This window comes from Streptomyces sp. NPDC102360 (assembly GCF_044766085.1).
Taxonomy (GTDB): domain Bacteria; phylum Actinomycetota; class Actinomycetes; order Streptomycetales; family Streptomycetaceae; genus Streptomyces.
This window is the reverse complement of sequence record NZ_JBIWLG010000009.1, coordinates 239,413-255,785: the sequence shown is the minus strand read 5'-3', so window position 1 is coordinate 255,785 and position 16,373 is coordinate 239,413. Positions and strand designations below refer to the sequence as shown.

14 protein-coding genes are annotated in these 16,373 nt (G+C 70.3%); 6 read left to right on the top strand and 8 right to left on the bottom strand.

Annotated features, from left to right (window positions below; genetic code table 11):
- Positions 1–9: 9 nt before the first annotated feature.
- Positions 10–1,506 (bottom strand): peptide MFS transporter, encoded by a 1,497-nt coding sequence (locus ACIRHA_RS30790; RefSeq protein ID WP_403852647.1) that lies wholly within the window; start codon positions 1,504–1,506, stop codon positions 10–12.
- Between the two features lie 224 nt (positions 1,507–1,730).
- Here ACIRHA_RS30790 and ACIRHA_RS30785 point away from each other — a divergent pair, with 224 nt between their 5' ends.
- From ACIRHA_RS30785 to ACIRHA_RS30765, 5 genes are all read left to right on the top strand, one after another.
- Complete coding sequence (locus ACIRHA_RS30785) at positions 1,731–2,741, top strand: polyprenyl synthetase family protein (protein WP_403852645.1); 1,011 nt, start codon at positions 1,731–1,733, stop codon at positions 2,739–2,741.
- 184 nt (positions 2,742–2,925) lie between these two features.
- A complete protein-coding gene (locus tag ACIRHA_RS30780) occupies positions 2,926–3,789 on the top strand; it encodes a CHRD domain-containing protein (RefSeq protein ID WP_403852643.1) in 864 nt (287 codons plus the stop codon).
- A 252-nt stretch (positions 3,790–4,041) separates the two neighbouring features.
- Complete coding sequence (locus tag ACIRHA_RS30775) at positions 4,042–5,286, top strand: outer membrane lipoprotein carrier protein LolA (RefSeq protein ID WP_403852641.1); 1,245 nt, start codon at positions 4,042–4,044, stop codon at positions 5,284–5,286.
- A gap of 66 nt (positions 5,287–5,352) precedes the next feature.
- On the top strand, positions 5,353–6,309 hold the full coding sequence (locus tag ACIRHA_RS30770; RefSeq protein ID WP_403852639.1) for an ABC transporter ATP-binding protein: 957 nt from the start codon (positions 5,353–5,355) through the stop codon (positions 6,307–6,309).
- Positions 6,296–7,165 (top strand): ABC transporter permease, encoded by an 870-nt coding sequence (locus tag ACIRHA_RS30765; RefSeq protein WP_403852637.1) that lies wholly within the window; start codon positions 6,296–6,298, stop codon positions 7,163–7,165. The genes ACIRHA_RS30770 and ACIRHA_RS30765 overlap by 14 nt, the downstream gene beginning before the upstream one ends.
- A gap of 19 nt (positions 7,166–7,184) precedes the next feature.
- On the opposite strand, the gene ACIRHA_RS30760 is transcribed toward ACIRHA_RS30765, so the two are convergent.
- From ACIRHA_RS30760 to ACIRHA_RS30745, 4 genes are all read right to left on the bottom strand, one after another.
- Complete coding sequence (locus ACIRHA_RS30760) at positions 7,185–8,783, bottom strand: hypothetical protein (RefSeq protein WP_403852635.1); 1,599 nt, start codon at positions 8,781–8,783, stop codon at positions 7,185–7,187.
- A 271-nt stretch (positions 8,784–9,054) separates the two neighbouring features.
- Positions 9,055–9,504, bottom strand: coding sequence for a VOC family protein (locus ACIRHA_RS30755; protein WP_403852633.1), 450 nt, complete (start codon positions 9,502–9,504; stop codon positions 9,055–9,057).
- Positions 9,501–10,514, bottom strand: coding sequence for an EamA family transporter RarD (gene rarD, locus ACIRHA_RS30750; protein ID WP_403852631.1), 1,014 nt, complete (start codon positions 10,512–10,514; stop codon positions 9,501–9,503). The genes ACIRHA_RS30755 and rarD overlap by 4 nt, the downstream gene beginning before the upstream one ends.
- Before the next feature lie 132 nt (positions 10,515–10,646).
- Positions 10,647–11,504, bottom strand: a complete 858-nt coding sequence (locus tag ACIRHA_RS30745; protein ID WP_403852629.1) for an SDR family oxidoreductase — start codon at positions 11,502–11,504, stop codon at positions 10,647–10,649.
- Positions 11,505–11,639: 135 nt separating this feature from the next.
- Between ACIRHA_RS30745 and ACIRHA_RS30740 the strand changes: the two genes are divergently transcribed.
- Entirely contained in the window at positions 11,640–11,978 is a 339-nt protein-coding gene (locus tag ACIRHA_RS30740) for a winged helix-turn-helix transcriptional regulator (RefSeq protein ID WP_403852885.1), read from the top strand.
- Between the two features lie 102 nt (positions 11,979–12,080).
- Here ACIRHA_RS30740 and ACIRHA_RS30735 read toward each other — a convergent pair whose 3' ends face one another.
- From ACIRHA_RS30735 to ACIRHA_RS30725, 3 genes are all read right to left on the bottom strand, one after another.
- Positions 12,081–13,082: a 2-oxoacid:ferredoxin oxidoreductase subunit beta gene (locus ACIRHA_RS30735; protein WP_403852883.1), complete on the bottom strand. Its 1,002-nt coding sequence runs from the start codon at positions 13,080–13,082 to the stop codon at positions 12,081–12,083.
- Positions 13,083–13,203: 121 nt separating this feature from the next.
- Complete coding sequence (locus ACIRHA_RS30730; protein ID WP_403852627.1) at positions 13,204–15,162, bottom strand: 2-oxoacid:acceptor oxidoreductase subunit alpha; 1,959 nt, start codon at positions 15,160–15,162, stop codon at positions 13,204–13,206.
- A gap of 250 nt (positions 15,163–15,412) precedes the next feature.
- Entirely contained in the window at positions 15,413–16,072 is a 660-nt protein-coding gene (locus tag ACIRHA_RS30725; RefSeq protein ID WP_403852881.1) for a LuxR C-terminal-related transcriptional regulator, read from the bottom strand.
- Positions 16,073–16,373: the final 301 nt, after the last annotated feature.

Sequence of the window (16,373 nt, the reverse complement as noted above, 5' to 3'; positions counted from 1 at the left end):
GGGAGTACCTCAGTGAACGGGGTGCATGGTGCGGCGCAGCCACGGCGCCAGGGCGATGACGGCGATACCGACCGCGACCGCGATCGCGCCGTTGACGCCGAAGTAGGCGGGGTTCGAGACCTCGCCGTAGAGCTTGACGACCTGGGCCTGGATTCCGTTCGCAAGCGCGAGCGAGAGGAACCACAGGGCCATGGTCTGGCTGGCGAAGGCCTGCGGGGCGAGCTTGGTCGTCGCGGACATGCCGGACGTCTCCAGGAGGATGTCGCCGAGCCCGAGCAGCAGATACGAGCCGACGATCCACCAGGCGGCCATCTTGTACGTGCTGTCGCTGTGCCCCGACGTCGGAATGACCATCAGCAGGAACGACAGGCCGCCCAGGATCACGCCGATCGCGATCTTGTTGGAGGCGTGCGGCTGGCGGGGGCCCATCCGCGCCCACACGGCGGCCACGACGGGCGCGAGCGCCACCTCGAAGGCGCCGAGCGCGGAGGCGTACCAGCTGGCGGGGAACTCAAAGCCCAGGATGCTCGTCTCGGCGTTCGACGCGGCCAGCAGCATCATCGTCGAGTACGCCTGGAACAGGATGAAGTTGAAGGCGACCGAGGCGATGAAGAGGACCAGGTAGGGCCGCAGGCGGCCGCGCTCCTCCGCCGTGACCCGGGGGCTCCTGAACATCACCACGAAGTACACGACCGGCGCGATCACCGAGATGTACGTGAGGACGTCGACGAAGCGGCCCATCGTCAGCCACCCGGCAAGCGCCAGGGCCACCGCGACCGCGGCCACCACGACCGCGCCCACGATCATCAGCCGCACCGCCCGGCGCATCCCCTCGGGCGGCAGCGCGTACTCGGCGGCGTCGGTGCGCCCGGCCAGGTGACGGCGGCCCGCGACGTACTGGATGAGGCCGAACGTCATGCCGATGGCGGCGGCCGAGAAGCCCCAGTGCCAGCCCTTGTGGTCGCCGAGCCAGCCGGTGATCAGCGGTCCGGCGAACGCGCCGATGTTGATGCCCATGTAGTAGAGCGCGAAGCCGGCGTCGCGGCGCTCGTCGGCGGTCCGGTACAGCTTGCCGACCATCGAGGCGACATTCGGCTTGAGCAGGCCGGTACCGGCACTGATCAGGCCGAGCCCGACCCACGTCATCGTGGGCGTGGGCACCGCCATCGAGTAATGTCCGCAGGCGATGAGGATGCCGCCCCACAGGACGGCGCGGTACGAGCCGAGGATCCGGTCGGCGAGCCAGCCGCCCGCGACCGAGACGAGGTAGACGAGCGTGCCGTACGCCGCCGAGACCGAGGCCGCGTTGCCGGGGTCCATGCCCATGCCGCCGTGCGCGACGGTGTCGGCGAAGTACAGGACGAGGATGGCCTGCATGCCGAGGAACGAGAACCGTTCCCAGACCTCCAGGCCGGAGAGGGTGAGCAGACCCCTCGGCTGGCCGAAGAAGGCCGCGTCGTCACCAGGGGGCGGTGCGCTGCCCGTGTCGTTCTCGGTGCGGGACAAAGTACGTACTCCAGGTCGTCTGTGCTGATCAAGAACATACCGGTGGTGTCGCGAAGCCGCCTGGTCCGGGGTGTTCGGGCGGGCGCCACCTGTGATCGAAACGCGACCGGATACGCTGACTTGAGTGATGGCAGCGACACATCGACAAACCGTGTCATCGACCGAATGATCGACCGAGTTCGCCATGTGAGCGTCGTGATCGTCAGCAGACAGGAGAACCTCTCGTGACCGTCGTCGGGACTTTCGGTCTGAGCGTGCGGGACCAGGCCCTCGAGGCTGATGTTCAGGCTGGTTTGGCGGCTGTCGAGGAGGGACTGCTCGAAGCCACCAAGAGCGAGGTTCCCTTCATCACGGAGGCCGCCCAGCACCTGGTACGCGCAGGTGGCAAGCGGTTCAGGCCGCTGCTCGTGACCCTCGCGGCCCAGTTCGGCGACCCGTACGCGCCCGGGATCGTGCCCTCCGCCGTCGTCGTCGAGCTCACCCACCTCGCGACGCTGTACCACGACGACGTGATGGACGAGGCGGACGTACGGCGCGGGGTGCCGAGCGCCAACCAGCGCTGGGGCAACTCGGTGGCCGTGCTCACCGGCGACTTTCTCTTCGCGCGCGCGTCGCACACCCTCGCGGACCTCGGTCCCGACGCGGTCCGGATCCAGGCGGAGGCGTTCGAGCGGCTCGTCACCGGCCAGATCCTGGAGACGGCCGGGCCGGCCGACGGGCGGGACCCGGTCGACCACTATCTGGACGTGCTCAGCGGGAAGACCGGTTCGCTCATCGCCGTGGCGTGCCGCTTCGGCGCGATGATGTCCGGGGCGGACGAGACCGTGGTGGATGTGCTCACCCAGTACGGGGAGCGGCTCGGCGTCGCCTTCCAGCTCGCCGACGACGTGCTCGACATCGCGTCCGACTCGCACGAGTCCGGGAAAACGCCCGGGACGGATCTGCGGGAGGGGATCGCTACGTTGCCGGTCCTGCGGTTGCGGGAGCGGGCCGAGCGGCTCGGGCTCGCCGAGGACAAGGAGCTGGTCGAGCTTCTGGACTCGGATCTCGGGGACGACGAGCGGCTTGCCGAGGCGGTTGCGCGGTTGCGGGTGCATCCTGCGTTGGAGCAGGCGCGGCGGGACACGGTTCGCTTCGCGGAGGAAGCGCGGGCGGCGTTGGCGCCGTTGCGGGAGTGTGAGGCGAAGGTGGCGTTGGTGGAGTTGTGCGATGCGGTGGTGCATCGGGCGGGTTGACCGTCCGCCGGTCGCGGGGCTCTGCCCCGGACCCCGCTGCTCAATCGCCGCAGGGGCTTGAATTGGTTGAGGTTGAGCCCGGATGCGGCCGTACTCATCCCTGAAGGCCGACGCAGCAGGTGTCGGCTCGGTAGGGGGAGAGTTGAATATGGGCACGTTGGGTACACGTGTGATCGCGGTTGCCGTGGCTGTCGGGGGTGCGGCTGTCACCGGGGTCGTCGCGCCGCAGGCGTTCGCGGGTGGTGCGCTGGAGACCGTCCTCGCCACGAGTCTGGGCGGTGCCAACGAAGTGAGCGGTGGTGACCGGGACGGCTCCGCTCTGGAGTTCGTGCGGGTCAAGGGGGATCAGGTGTCCGTCGCCGTGAAGTGGCGGGGCATCGGGAAGCCCACCGCGCTGCACCTCCACGAGGGCGCCAAGGGTGCGAACGGCGACGTACGGGTCGACTTCACCAAGGTGCTCGGCGGCGCCAAGGACCACCGCGCCACCGGCACCGTCACCGTCAAGGACGCCGCGCTCCTCGGCCGGCTCAGCGGCGACCCCGGTGCCTTCTACGCCAATCTGCACACGGCCGCCTTCCCCGACGGCGCGGTCCGCGGTCAGCTCCACCGGGTCACCGAACCGACCGACTTCGGCCACGCCCTCGACAACTTCCAGGCGTCCGTCGTGCGCGGCCGGCAGATCTACGAGTGCAAGACGGACACCGCCACCGGAAAGGCGGCCTTCGCACAGCGCGATGTGAGCGCCGTGCTCGCGGGGCACATCCGACACTCCTTCACCGCGCCCAACTCCGGTGTGCCGCAGTGGCGGGCGCCCGACGGCAGCGCCGTGACCGGGGCGGTCGTCTCCCGGACGCCGAACGGCGCGGGCAACATCCCCGAACTGGACCTCAAGGCCACCCAGTCGGGGAAACCGCGGGGCCTGCTCGCGGACACCGCCGAGATCCTGCGCCTCAACACCGTGGGTGGAGTGGCCCCTTCGGGCAGCTGTGACCTCGGGGCGATCGTGGGCGTGCCCTACAGGGCGGACTACGTGTTCTTGAACGGCTGAGCACGGCCGGTCCACGTCACGCGGTCGGCGGCGTCGCCCCCTACGGGTCGGGGGTGGCGTCGCCGCTGTGTGTCATCCCGTAGGCGTACGCGGAGTTGATCCCGGGGTCTGACGCTTCCTTGTGGCCGGTTTGGTCAGATTGGGTACACCACTCCAGACCAATCCGGGTGAGAATGGCGGCTCGGGGTGGACACAGAGGGACGAGTGCACAGGACGGTAAGCCGCCGCCGATCACGGAGGTAGGGCAAGAAGATGGCACCGTACGCATCCGAAGACAACGGAGACAACGGAGACACCGAGAGCGGCCCGCGCCGGAAGGCTCTCCGCTACGCGGTCCCCGTGGCCGTGGTGGGGGTGGCCGCGGCGACGATCGGGCTCGTTCCGGCGCTCGCCAGCTCGGGCGACCCGGACCTTCCGAAGGTCACAGCGCGGCAGCTCATCGAGAAGATCGCGAAGTCGGACACCCAGCAGCTCTCGGGCACCGTGAAGATCAACACGGACCTGGGCCTGCCCTCGGTCGGCGGCGCCGCCGGCGGCGGCCTGATGGGCGGCGGCAGTGAGGGTGGCGGTGCGGGCGGCTCCTCGGCCGACCCGCAGTCGAAGCTGACCGAACTGGCCACCGGCTCGCACACGCTGCGCGTCGCGGCGGACGGCGCGGACCGGCAGAAGCTGTCGGTGCTCGACGACACATCCGAGTACAGCGTGATCCACAACGGCGACGACGTGTGGGCCTACGACAGCAAGTCGGACGAGGCGTACCACGCGAAGCAGAAGCAGGGCGCGCACGCGGACGGCTCGGGCGACCACGCGAAGAAGGCCCCGAAGGGCGTCTCGGCCACGCCGAAGGAGCTCACGGACGAGATCCTCAAGGCCGGCGGCGACACGACGTCGTTCTCGGTCGACGGCACCTCGCAGGTCGCGGGCCGGGACGCGTACCGGCTGCAGATCAAGCCGAAGCAGTCCGGTTCGACGGTCGGCGCGGTCACCGTGTCCGTGGACGCGAAGACCGGTACGCCGCTCAAGTTCAGCCTGACCCCGGCGGGCGGCGGCGCGGCCGTGGTCGACGCGGGCTTCACCACGGTCGACTTCGCGAAGCCGGCCGCCTCCACCTTCGACTTCAAGCCGTCGAAGGGCACGAAGGTCACCGAGGCCGACGAGATGAAGAAGGCGCCGCACCGCGAGGGCGCCGTCAAGCCCGACGACCTCAAGGCCGGCGGTCTCGACGACCTGAACGTCATCGGCAAGGGCTGGACCTCGATCGCCGAGCTGAAGCTGCCGAAGGAGGCCAGTGGCCTGGCCGCGGGCAAGGGCTCGGCGGAGATGCCGCCGGACGCGCAGAAGTTCCTGAGCTCCCTGGGTGACCAGGTGAAGGGCGAGTTCGGCTCCGGCACCGTCTACTCGACCCGCCTCGTGAACGTACTGATCACCGAGGACGGGAAGGCGTACGCCGGTGCGGTCACCAAGGGCGCACTGGTGAAGGCGGCCAACGCGGGCTGAGCCGGCGGTGGTTCACGGTGAGGGGGTGGTGCGCACCACCCCCTCACCCGTATGCGGAGGAGGGGCATGGAGGAGCAACCGGTCACGGATCCGGCCATCGAGACGCGGGAGCTCAGCAAGCGGTACCGGGGCGGGCAGCTCGCCGTCGACGGGCTCAGTCTGAGGGTCCCGCAGGGCGCCGTCTTCGGCTTCCTCGGGCCGAACGGCTCCGGGAAGACCACCACCATCCGGATGCTGATGGGCCTGATCGAGCCGAGCTCGGGGGCCGCCCGGGTCCTCGGCCACCCCATGCCGCGCGCGGTGCGGACGGTGCTGCCGCAGGTGGGCGCGCTGATCGAGGGACCCGCCCTGTACGGCTTCCTCACCGGCCGGGACAACCTGCTGCGCTACGACTCCGCCGATCCGACCGCCGACCCCCGCACCCGCAGGGCGCGGGTCGAGCAGGCCCTCGACCGGGTGGGCCTGGAGGCGGCGGCGGGCAAGAAGGCCAAGGCGTACTCGCTCGGCATGAAGCAGCGGCTCGGTCTCGCCGCGGCCCTGCTCACACCGCGGCGGCTGCTCGTCCTCGACGAGCCGACGAACGGACTCGACCCGCAGGGCATGCGGGAAATCCGAAGCTTGGTACGGGAGTTGGCGTCCGACGGCACCACCGTCTTCCTCTCCTCGCACCTTCTCGACGAGATCGAGCAGGTCTGCACGCACGCGGCAGTCATGGCCAAGGGGCGCCTCCTGACTCAGGGGCCCGTCGCCGAACTGGCCGCGGGCGTACGGGGAAAGCTCGCCGTCACGACCCCGGACCCGGCCGACGCGGCCCGCGTACTCAAGGAACACGGGCTGACCGTCCTCGACATGGAGGACGAGCGGGTCACGGCCGAACCGCCGCCTCCCGAAACGGATCTGGCGGAACTGAACACGGCACTGGTCACCGCGGGCGTGCGCGTGCGCGGCTTCGGCGTCGAGCGGGCCTCGCTGGAGGACGCGTTCGTCGCGCTGACGGGGGAGGGCTTCGATGTCGCGGGTTGAGACGCTTCAGGCGCCCCGGCCGAAGGCCTTGTGGACCCTCGGCCTGCTGCGCAGCGAGCTGACCGTGACCCTGCGCCGCTGGCGCACCCTCGCGCTGCTCGCGGTCCTCGCCGGTGTGCCGATCCTGATCGGTGTCGCCGTGAAGATCGAGACGGGCGGGGACGGGGCGGCCGGCGGGGGCGGTGGTCCCGCCTTCATCGCGCAGATCACCAACAACGGCCTGTTCCTGGTGTTCACCGCGCTCGCCGCGACGCTCCCGTTCTTCCTGCCCATGTCGGTCGGCGTCGTCGCGGGCGACGCCGTGGCGGGCGAGGCGAACTCCGGGACGCTGCGCTATCTGCTGGTCGCCCCCGCGGGCCGGACCCGTCTGCTGCTCACCAAATACGCGACCGTGCTCGCCTTCTGCCTGCTCGCGACGCTGGTGGTGGCGGTCTCCGCGCTCCTCACCGGGGCGCTGCTGTTCCCGCTCGGCGAGGTGGTCACCATCTCCGGCACCCGGATCGGCTTCGGCGAAGGGCTGTGGCGGGCGTTCCTGATCGCGCTCGTGGTCGCGGCGTCCCTGGTCGGCATCGCGGCCGTCGGTCTTTTCGTCTCGACGCTCACCGGCAGTGGCATCGCGGCGATGGCGACGACGGTGGGCCTGCTGATCACCGTCCAGATCCTCGACCAGATCCCGCAGCTGCACGCGATCCAGCCCTACCTGTTCTCGCACCAGTGGCTGTCCTTCGCCGACCTGATGCGCGCACCGGTGTACTGGGACGACGTGGTCGAGAACCTTGAACTGCAGGCCCTGTACGCGGCGGTGTTCGGCTCCGCGGCGTGGGCGCGGTTCACGGCGAAGGACATCACGTCGTGAACCGCGCCGGCGGCACCGCTCAGCCGGCCCTGGTGGGGTACGGGGCCTCGGCCGGGGCGGCGCTCCGCGGCGGCTGGTCGCCGCGCCGGGGCCGGGCGAGCAGGAAGCCGACGGGGGCGCTCACCAGGACCGAGGAGTAGAACGGCCAGAAGCTCCAGTCCATGCCGGGGAAGACCGCGTACGGGTTTCCCGAGACCGAGGGGGAGAAGAAGGTGGCGACCAGGATCGCCACTGTGCTCCCGTAGACGCAGCGCTTCATGGCCGCCGCGGACATGGGGCGGTCGCTGCGCAGCGAGTGGATCACGATCGGGAGGACCGACGAGGTCGTCACCGTGTAGGACAGGACCAGCCAGAACATCGGGCTGACGTCGGGAGTGAGGGCGGCGAGCAGAATGCTCACCCCGCCGACGATGCTCATGGTGAGGCGGGCGCGGCCCGCGCTGATGCTCGTCGTGCCGTCGGCCTTGAGTCCTTCCGGCTTGGCCACCGGGCCGCCGGCGCCGAGGTCGCGGACGACGGAGGCGGCCGTGGACAGCAGGAGGACGGAGGCGGCCGCGAGGACCGTCAGGAAGGTGGTGCAGAGCCCGAACAGCAGCCACTTGCCGAGCCCGTCCTCCGAGCCGTCCAGGGCGATGGCGAGGCGGGTGATGATGTTTCCGCCGAACTGCCCCTGGGACACGAGGTCCTTCTGGGGCACGAGGGCCGCCGCGCCGAAGCCGATGAGGGCCGCCAGGGCGCACAGCGGGGCGATGACGGCGAAGCCCACGCCTGCGACGCGGCGGGCGGCGCGCGGATGCGGAGCGTCGGTGAAGCGCGCGATGAGGTACGGCATGAAGGCCGCGCCCGTCAGTACGCAGGAGCAGAACGCGGCGAGGTCGATGAATCCGATGGGGCCGTTGCCGAAGAGCTGGCCCATCTCCAGGAAGCCGGCCGATCCGGTCCGGTGCTGGTCGGCGGCGTCGAAGATCGCGCCGAAGCTCCCGTCGAACCTGATCAGGACCAGCAGGCCGAGGAGCGGCGCGATGAGCATCAGCCCGCCGATCTTGACGAGCTGCAGCACGGTCGCGCCCCGAGTGGCGCCGATCGCCGCGCAGGCGACGATCAGGGCGCCCATCAGCACGATGAGGATCTGCCGGGTCGCGAGGTCGTCGATGCCGACCATCCGGGCCGTGTCGCCGATGGGTTGCAACTGGGCGGTGATCAGCGGCACCGTCGCGGTGAGCAGGGCGACGCCGGCGGCACGGCGGCCGGGCCCCGGGGGCAGATGACGGGTGACGGTCTCGCCGAACGACCGTCCGCCGATGCCCGCGAGGCGCTTCGCCAGCCACTGCCGCATCAGGAGCGGTGAGAGTGCGGCGCACGTGGCGACGGCGACACCGTCGCCGCCGGCCACGGCCACGACCCCGACGAGGAACATGACCGCGGCGGCGTTCGCGATGTCACCGGCGTAGGCGAGCCCGGTCAGGCGGGCCCCGAGTCGGTTGCCTTCGCCGACGCGGAAGAACTCGTCGCCGACGCGGAGGTCGGGGCTGGCCCACATCGACAGGAACAGGCAGGCGCCGATGAAGAGAAGGAACAGGAGCAGGGCGACGGTGAGGCTGCCGTTGAAATCCCCCATCAGGCACCGCCCCCGTGGTCCGGGCGCGGGCCGGTGGCGCCCAGGAGGCGTCCGTAGGTCAAGGCTCCTCCAGGAGCAGAACAAGTGGCTTCAGGCGCGGGCGGGACGCGACTGAGGCATCGACCGCCCGTAGGGTCGAACACAGGTTACTGGCGGTTAGGAGGAGTGTTGAGAGTCGAACGGAGGGGATTCGGCGAAGAGTTGGTGACCGGCGGATCTGCCGCCGGTCGAGCGGCTGCCCGTCGGGTTACTGGAGCGGCTGCCCGCCGGGTTACTGGACGCAGAACTCGTTCCCCTCGGGGTCGGCCATCACCAGCCACTCCCCGCCCTGCGCCTTCACCTCGTTCAGGAGGCGCGCGCCGAGGCCGGTGAGCCGCTCGGCCTCGGCTGCCCGCTGTCCGGCCTGTGCGTGTACGTCGATGTGCAGCCGGTTCTTGCCGTTCTTGGCCTCGGGCACCCGCTGGAACAGGATCCGGCGGCCGAGCCCGGTGCCGGTGTCCGCGTCCACCGGGTCGTCGGGGTGGCGGACGGCGACCAGGTCACGGAAGGACCGGCGTCCCCACCGGGTCACGGTGTCCGCCTCGGCCACCGCGCCGAACCCGAGGAGGCGTTCGATCAGTGCGGCGTTGTCCTCGATCTCGTAGCCGAGGGTGGCCGCCCAGAACTCGGCCTGTGCGTGCGGGTCGGCGGCGTCGACGACGAGCTTCCAGTGCAGGGTCATGCCCCAGTTATAGGCCGAACTTCCTCCGCGCGGGCGGAAGTTGGCGTCTGGCGCGCCGCTTCCGCCGCCGCCTCGGCCAGCCGGGCCCGGTTGATCCGCGCCGTGCGCAGCGCGTCCCAGGTCAGCACGGCGAGCGCCAGCCACACCAGGGAGAACCCGGCCAGCCGCTCGGCGGGCATCGCCTCGTGGAAGTACCAGACCCCCAGCACGAACTGGAAGACGGGCGTCAGGTACTGCAGGAGTCCCAGCGTCGACAGCGGCACCCGGATCGCCGCCGCGCCGAAGCACACCAGCGGAAGGGCCGTGACGAGCCCGGACGACGCGAGCAGCGCGGCGTGCCCCACGCCCTCCGTCCCGAAGGTCGACCGCCCCTGCGCCGCCAGCCACAGCAGATAGGCGAGTGCGGGCAGGAACTGCACGGTGGTCTCGGCGGCGAGCGACTCAAGGCCGCTCATGTTCACCTTCTTCTTCACGAGCCCGTACGCGCCGAACGAGAACGCGAGGACCAGCGAGATCCACGGCGGCTGCCCGTACCCGACGGCGAGCACCAGGACGGCGACGACGCCCGTCCCGACGGCCGCCCACTGCGCGGGCCGCAGCCGCTCCTTCAGGAGCAGCACGCCGAGCGCGATCGAGACGAGCGGGTTGATGAAGTACCCGAGCGAGGCCTCGACGACGTGGCCGGAGTTCACGGACCAGATGTAGACGCCCCAGTTGACCGTGATGACGGTCGCGGCGATCGTGACGAGCCCCAGCCGCTTCGGCTGTCGGATCAGCTGGCGCGCCCAGTCCCACTTCCGTACGAAGAGCAGCGCGAGGCCCACGACGACCAGCGCCCACACCATCCGGTGGGCCAGCACCTCGACGGCGCCCGCGGGCTTGAGCAGGGGCCAGAACAGCGGGACGAGGCCCCACATCCCGTACGCCGCGAACCCGTTGAGGAGCCCGGTGCGCGCCTCTTTCCGGCCCTCGTCCCGCCCGTCCGGTGCCGCGCCCGCTCCGTCCTGCATGAACCCTCCCTCGTGACACACGGCAGCCCCGCGGCGGCCTCAACGAAGGTAGCGCCGCGGGGCACCTGACGTCATGCCCGTATCGCCATACGGTCCTGACGCCTGTGCCGGGGCGGGGCGGGGTGGTGCCTGCTAACGCAGCGCGGCGGCGATGGCGTCGGCGATCGGGGTGGTGGGCCGGCCGATGAGCCGCGCCAGGTCGCCGTTCTGCCGCGAGAGCAGCCCCTGCCCGATCGCGGTGTCCACGCCCACGAGGATGTCGGCGAAGGGGGCGGGCAGGCCCGCGCCGAGCAGGATCTCCCGGTTCTGCTCGGGCGTGACGTTCCGGTAGGCGATCTCCTTGCCGGACTGCCGCGCGACCTCGGCGGCGTACTCGGCGAGCGACCACGCGACGTCGCCGCTCAGCTCGTACGCCTTGTTCTCGTGGCCCTCGCCGGTCAGTACGGCGACGGCCGCCGCGGCGAAGTCGGCGCGCGAGGCGGAGGCGATCCGGCCCTCGCCCGCGTTGGCCACGACGGCGCCGTGCTCCAGGACCGGGGCCAGGTTCCCGGTGTAGTTCTCGTGGTACCAGCCGTTGCGCAGGAACGTGTACGGCAGGCCGGAGTCGAGGATCGCCTGCTCGGTGACCTTGTGCTCGGCGGCGAGCCCGAAGTCGGCGTCCGGGCCGCCGAGCACTCCGGTGTACGCGAGCAGGGCGACGCCCGCCGTCTTCGCCGCGTCGATCACTGCCTGGTGCTGGGCGACGCGCTGCCCGACCTCGCTGCCGGAGATCAGCAGCACGCGGTCGCCCGCGCGGAAGACCCCGTCGAGCGTCTCGGGCGCGCTGTAGTCGGCGACGCGCAGCTCGACCCCGCGGCCGGCGAGGTCGGCGGCCTTGTCCTTGTCCCGCACGACGGCGGCGATCTCGGCGGCGGGGACACCCGCGTCGAGCAGTTGCGCGACGACAAGGCGGCCGAGGTGGCCGGTGGCACCGGTGATGACGAGGCTCATGTCTGAAATCTCCTTGATGAGGCGGTTCTCCTCCACCGTAGATCCGGTACTAAGAATTCGTAAGTACCCACTTTGGAGTAAGGTACTGGTGTGACGGTAAGCAGGGTGCGGGAGTGGACGACGACCGACGCGGGCATGTGTCCGCAGCGACTGGTCCTGGAGCACGTGACGAGTCGGTGGGGCGTCCTCGCGCTGATGGCGCTGGAGGAGCGCTCGTACCGGTTCAGTGAGCTGCGCCGGGAGATCGGCGGGGTCAGCGAGAAGATGCTCGCGCAGACGCTGCAGACCCTGGAGCGCGACGGTGTCGTCCATCGCGACGCCAAGCCGGTGATCCCGCCCCGCGTCGACTACTCGCTCACCGATCTCGGCCGCGAGGCCGCCGCGCAGGTCCGCGCGCTCGCGGACTGGACGGACCGGCGGCTGCCCGAGGTGCAGGCGGCGCGCCAGGCGTACGACGAGGTCAGGGCCCCGTAGACGTAGACGTGGACATGGACACGCGAGGTCAAGGCCCGTGAAGCGCGCGAGGCCCGGACGCGGAATTCCGCGTCCGGGCCTCGTCGGCTACCTGCGGGGTACTCAGCCCACGACGGTCCAGGTGTCGCCGCCGGCGAGCAGCGCGCCCAGTTCGCCCTTGCCTTCCCGCTCGATGGCGGCGTCGAGCTGGTCGCTCATCTGCACGTCGTAGACGGGCCGTTCGACATCGCGCAGGACGCCGATCGGGGTGTGGTGCAGGGTGTCGGGGTCGGCGAGCCGGGAGAGCGCGAAGGCCGTGGTCGGGGACGCCGCGTGGGCGTCGTGGACCAGGATGTCCGCCTTGTTGTCCTCCGTGACCGGCACGACCGTGAGGTCGCCGGTGGCCGTGTCCCGCACGACGCCCTTCGAGGCCTCGGCCCCGAAGGTGATCGGCTGCCCGTGTTCGAGCCGGATGACCGCCTCCTCGGCCTGCTGCTTGTCCTTGAGGACCTCGAAGGCGCCGTCGTTGAAGATGTTGCAGTTCTGGTAGATCTCGACGAGCGCCGTGCCCTGGTGGTCGGCGGCCGCCCGGAGCACCGACGTGAGGTGCTTGCGGTCGGAGTCGACGGTGCGGGCGACGAAGGATGCCTCGGCGCCGATGGCCAGCGAGACCGGGTTGAAGGGCGCGTCGAGCGAGCCCATGGGCGTCGACTTGGTGATCTTGCCGACCTCGGAGGTCGGGCTGTACTGGCCCTTGGTGAGCCCGTAGATCCGGTTGTTGAACAGCAGGATCTTCAGGTTCACATTGCGGCGCAGGGCGTGGATGAGGTGGTTGCCGCCGATGGACAGCGCGTCGCCGTCACCGGTCACAACCCACACGCTCAAGTCCCGCCTGGAGGAGGCGAGTCCGGTCGCGATGGCCGGGGCGCGGCCGTGGATGGAGTGCATCCCGTACGTGTTCATGTAGTACGGGAAGCGGGACGAGCAGCCGATCCCGGAGACGAAGACGATGTTCTCCTTCGCCAGACCGAGCTCGGGCATGAAGCCCTGCACGGCGGCGAGGACCGCGTAGTCGCCGCAGCCGGGGCACCAGCGCACTTCCTGGTCGGACTTGAAGTCCTTCATGGACTGCTTGGCCTCGGCCTTGGGGACCAGCGACAGAAGCGTGTCCGCGCCGTCCCCGGCCTCTCCCGGAGCCTCTTCCGCGGCCTGGCCGCCGGCCTCCCGGGACTCCCTGGTCTGCGTATCAGCCATCGATGGCCTCCTTGAGAGCGGTGGCGAGCTGCTCAGCCTTGAACGGCATTCCGTTGACCTGGTTGTAGCTCTGCGCGTCCACCAGATACTTCGCCCGTACGAGCGTGGCGAGCTGACCGAGGTTCATCTCGGGGATCACCACCTGGTCGTAACGCTTCAGGACCTCGCCCAGATTCCGCGGGAACGGGTTGAGGTGGCGCAGATGGGCCTGCGCGATGTGCTCACCGGCCGTGCGCAGGCGGCGCACGGCGGCCGTGATCGGGCCGTAGGTCGAGCCCCAGCCGAGGACGAGCGTGCGGGCGCTCTTTTCGTCCGGGCCGGTGGGGTCGTCGACCTCGATGTCGGGCACGTCGATGCCGTCGATCTTCGCCTGCCGGGTGCGGACCATGAAGTCGTGGTTGGCCGGGTCGTAGGAGATGTTGCCCGTGCCGTCCTGCTTCTCGATGCCGCCGATCCGGTGCTCAAGGCCCGGCGTGCCGGGGATCGCCCAGGGGCGCGCGAGGGTCTGCGGGTCGCGCTTGTACGGCCAGTAGACCTCGGCGCCGTCCTCGGTGGTGTGGTTCGGTCCGGAGGCGAACTGGACGCGCAGGTCCGGGAGTTCGTCGACCTCGGGGATGCGCCACGGCTCCGAGCCGTTGGCCAGGTAGCCGTCCGAGAGCAGCATGACCGGGGTGCGGTAGGTGACCGCGATCCGGGCCGCCTCCAGTGCCGCTTCGAAGCAGTCGGCGGGTGTGCGGGGGGCGACGACCGGGACCGGGGCCTCGCCGTTGCGCCCGAACATGGCCTGAAGCAGGTCGGCCTGTTCGGTCTTGGTCGGCAGCCCGGTGGAGGGGCCGCCGCGCTGGATGTCGATGACCAGGAGCGGCAGTTCGAGACTGACGGCGAGGCCGATGGTCTCGGACTTGAGCGCGACGCCGGGGCCACTCGTCGTCGTGACGGCGAGGCTGCCGCCGAAGGCAGCGCCGAGCGCGGCGCCGATCCCGGCGATCTCGTCCTCGGCCTGGAAGGTGCGCACACCGAAGTTCTTGTGCTTGGACAGCTCGTGCAGGATGTCGCTCGCCGGCGTGATCGGGTACGAGCCCAGGTACAGCGGCAGGTCCGCCTGCTTCGAAGCGGCGATCAGCCCGTAGGACAGGGCCAGGTTCCCGGAGATGTTGCGGTACGTGCCGGTCGGGAAGGCGGTGGAGGCGGGCGCGACCTCGTAGGAGACCGCGAAGTCCTCGGTCGTCTCGCCGAAGTTCCAGCCCGCGTGGAACGCCGCCAGGTTGGCCTTCATGATCTCGGGCTTCTTGGCGAACTTGGCCTTGAGGAACTTCTCCGTGCCCTCGGTCGGCCGGTGGTACATCCACGACAGCAGCCCCAGCGCGAACATGTTCTTGGAGCGCCCCGCGTCCTTGCGCGAAAGCTCGAACTCCTTCAGCGCCTCGACCGTCAGCGTCGTCAGCGGCACCGGGTGCACGTGATACCCGTCGAGCGAACCGTCCTCCAGGGGGCTCTCCGCGTAGCCGACCTTCTGCATCGCCCGCTTGGTGAACTCATCGGTGTTCACGATGACTTCGGCGCCGCGCGGCACATCGGCGATGTTCGCCTTCAGGGCGGCCGGGTTCATCGCCACCAGCACGTTCGGCGCGTCGCCCGGCGTGAGGATGTCGTGGTCGGCGAAGTGCAGCTGGAAGGAGGACACGCCCGGCAGCGTCCCTGCGGGGGCGCGGATCTCGGCCGGGAAGTTCGGCAGCGTGGACAGGTCGTTGCCGAACGACGCGGTCTCGGAAGTGAAGCGGTCCCCCGTGAGTTGCATGCCGTCACCGGAGTCACCCGCGAACCGGATGATCACCCGGTCCACGCGCCGTACGTCCTTGCTCGATTGTCCCGCCGACGTGCGCTGCCCGCCGAGAACAGCGCTGTCGGTCCCGTCGGCCTGCTCGGTGGTGCTACTGACCTGGCTGGTCACTGAACTGGACCTCCCTCGAGGCGGCTGTGCGGGCACGGCCGGCCCACCGGCCCTACCACGGCCCCACCCTACGTCTGTAAGGGTCGCCTTCCTGAGGTGATTCGCATGGTGGACCGCCAAATGAGACGGCTGGTCGCCCCGATTTGTGTGGTGATTCCCCTGTGAAGACGCGCTCGGCCGGTCGGTGGTTCTTCGGTGCCCCTACGGTGCTCCCTGCGTTGCTCGCGATATCTGACAGGGTGTCAGGTATTCAGGAGTTCAGGTAGGTGAGCACCGCCAGTACGCGGCGGTGATCCCCGTCACTCTGGGAAAGTCCCAGCTTCAGGAAGATGTTGCTGACGTGCTTCTCGACCGCGCCGTCGCTCACCACGAGCTGCCGGGCGATCGCCGAGTTCGTACGCCCCTCCGCCATCAGCCCGAGCACCTCGCGCTCGCGGGGCGTGAGGTTCGCCAGCACGTCCTGCTTGCGGCTGCGCCCGAGCAGCTGCGCGACGACCTCGGGGTCGAGCGCGGTGCCACCCTCGGCGACCCGCACCACCGCGTCCACGAACTCCCGCACCTCGGCGACCCGGTCCTTGAGCAGGTACCCGACGCCACGGCTCGATCCGGCGAGCAGTTCCGTGGCGTACTGCTCCTCCACGTACTGCGACAGGACCAGCACCCCGAGGTCCGGGAACCGGGCCCGCAGGCGCACCGCCGCGCGCACGCCCTCGTCCGTGTGCGTCGGCGGCATCCGTACGTCCGCGACGACCACGTCCGGCAGCTGTGCCTGGTCCCCCAGCTCGATGATGGTCTTGACCAGCGCTTCCCCGTCGCCGACGCCCGCGACGACCTCGTGCCCGCGGTCCGTGAGCAACCGGGTCAGGCCCTCCCTGAGCAGCACTGAATCCTCGGCGATGACGACCCGCACCTTGTCCTCCACGTTCTTAGGCCCCCCAGCGCACGAGCGTCCCGACACGGTGTGTGCCGGGATCGATCGATCCTGATGCCCCAGCATCCCAGGATCGGGGGGTGTGCGCGGGGGAGCGGACGCCTCCGGTTGAGGGGGCGGCCCCCTTCGGTGATGGAGGCCGGGCCAATCAAGCCCCTGCGGCGCTTGAGCAGCGGGGTCCGGGGCGGAGCCCAGGTCTTTCCAGCCTGCCGGCGATGGAGGCCAGGTCTTTCCAGCCTGCCGGCGATGGAGGACAGGTCTTTCCAGCCCCGCCGGCGTT

Coding starts and splice junctions, on each gene's coding strand:
- rarD (WP_403852631.1), bottom strand. CDS start 10,514: ATGCAGGACGGAGCGGGCGCGGCACCGGACGGGCGGGACGAGGGCCGG.
- ACIRHA_RS30745 (WP_403852629.1), bottom strand. CDS start 11,504: ATGAGCCTCGTCATCACCGGTGCCACCGGCCACCTCGGCCGCCTTGTC.
- ACIRHA_RS30760 (WP_403852635.1), bottom strand. CDS start 8,783: ATGGGGGATTTCAACGGCAGCCTCACCGTCGCCCTGCTCCTGTTCCTT.
- ACIRHA_RS30775 (WP_403852641.1), top strand. CDS start 4,042: ATGGCACCGTACGCATCCGAAGACAACGGAGACAACGGAGACACCGAG.
- ACIRHA_RS30735 (WP_403852883.1), bottom strand. CDS start 13,082: ATGAAGGACTTCAAGTCCGACCAGGAAGTGCGCTGGTGCCCCGGCTGC.
- ACIRHA_RS30740 (WP_403852885.1), top strand. CDS start 11,640: ATGTGTCCGCAGCGACTGGTCCTGGAGCACGTGACGAGTCGGTGGGGC.
- ACIRHA_RS30755 (WP_403852633.1), bottom strand. CDS start 9,504: ATGACCCTGCACTGGAAGCTCGTCGTCGACGCCGCCGACCCGCACGCA.
- ACIRHA_RS30765 (WP_403852637.1), top strand. CDS start 6,296: ATGTCGCGGGTTGAGACGCTTCAGGCGCCCCGGCCGAAGGCCTTGTGG.
- ACIRHA_RS30770 (WP_403852639.1), top strand. CDS start 5,353: ATGGAGGAGCAACCGGTCACGGATCCGGCCATCGAGACGCGGGAGCTC.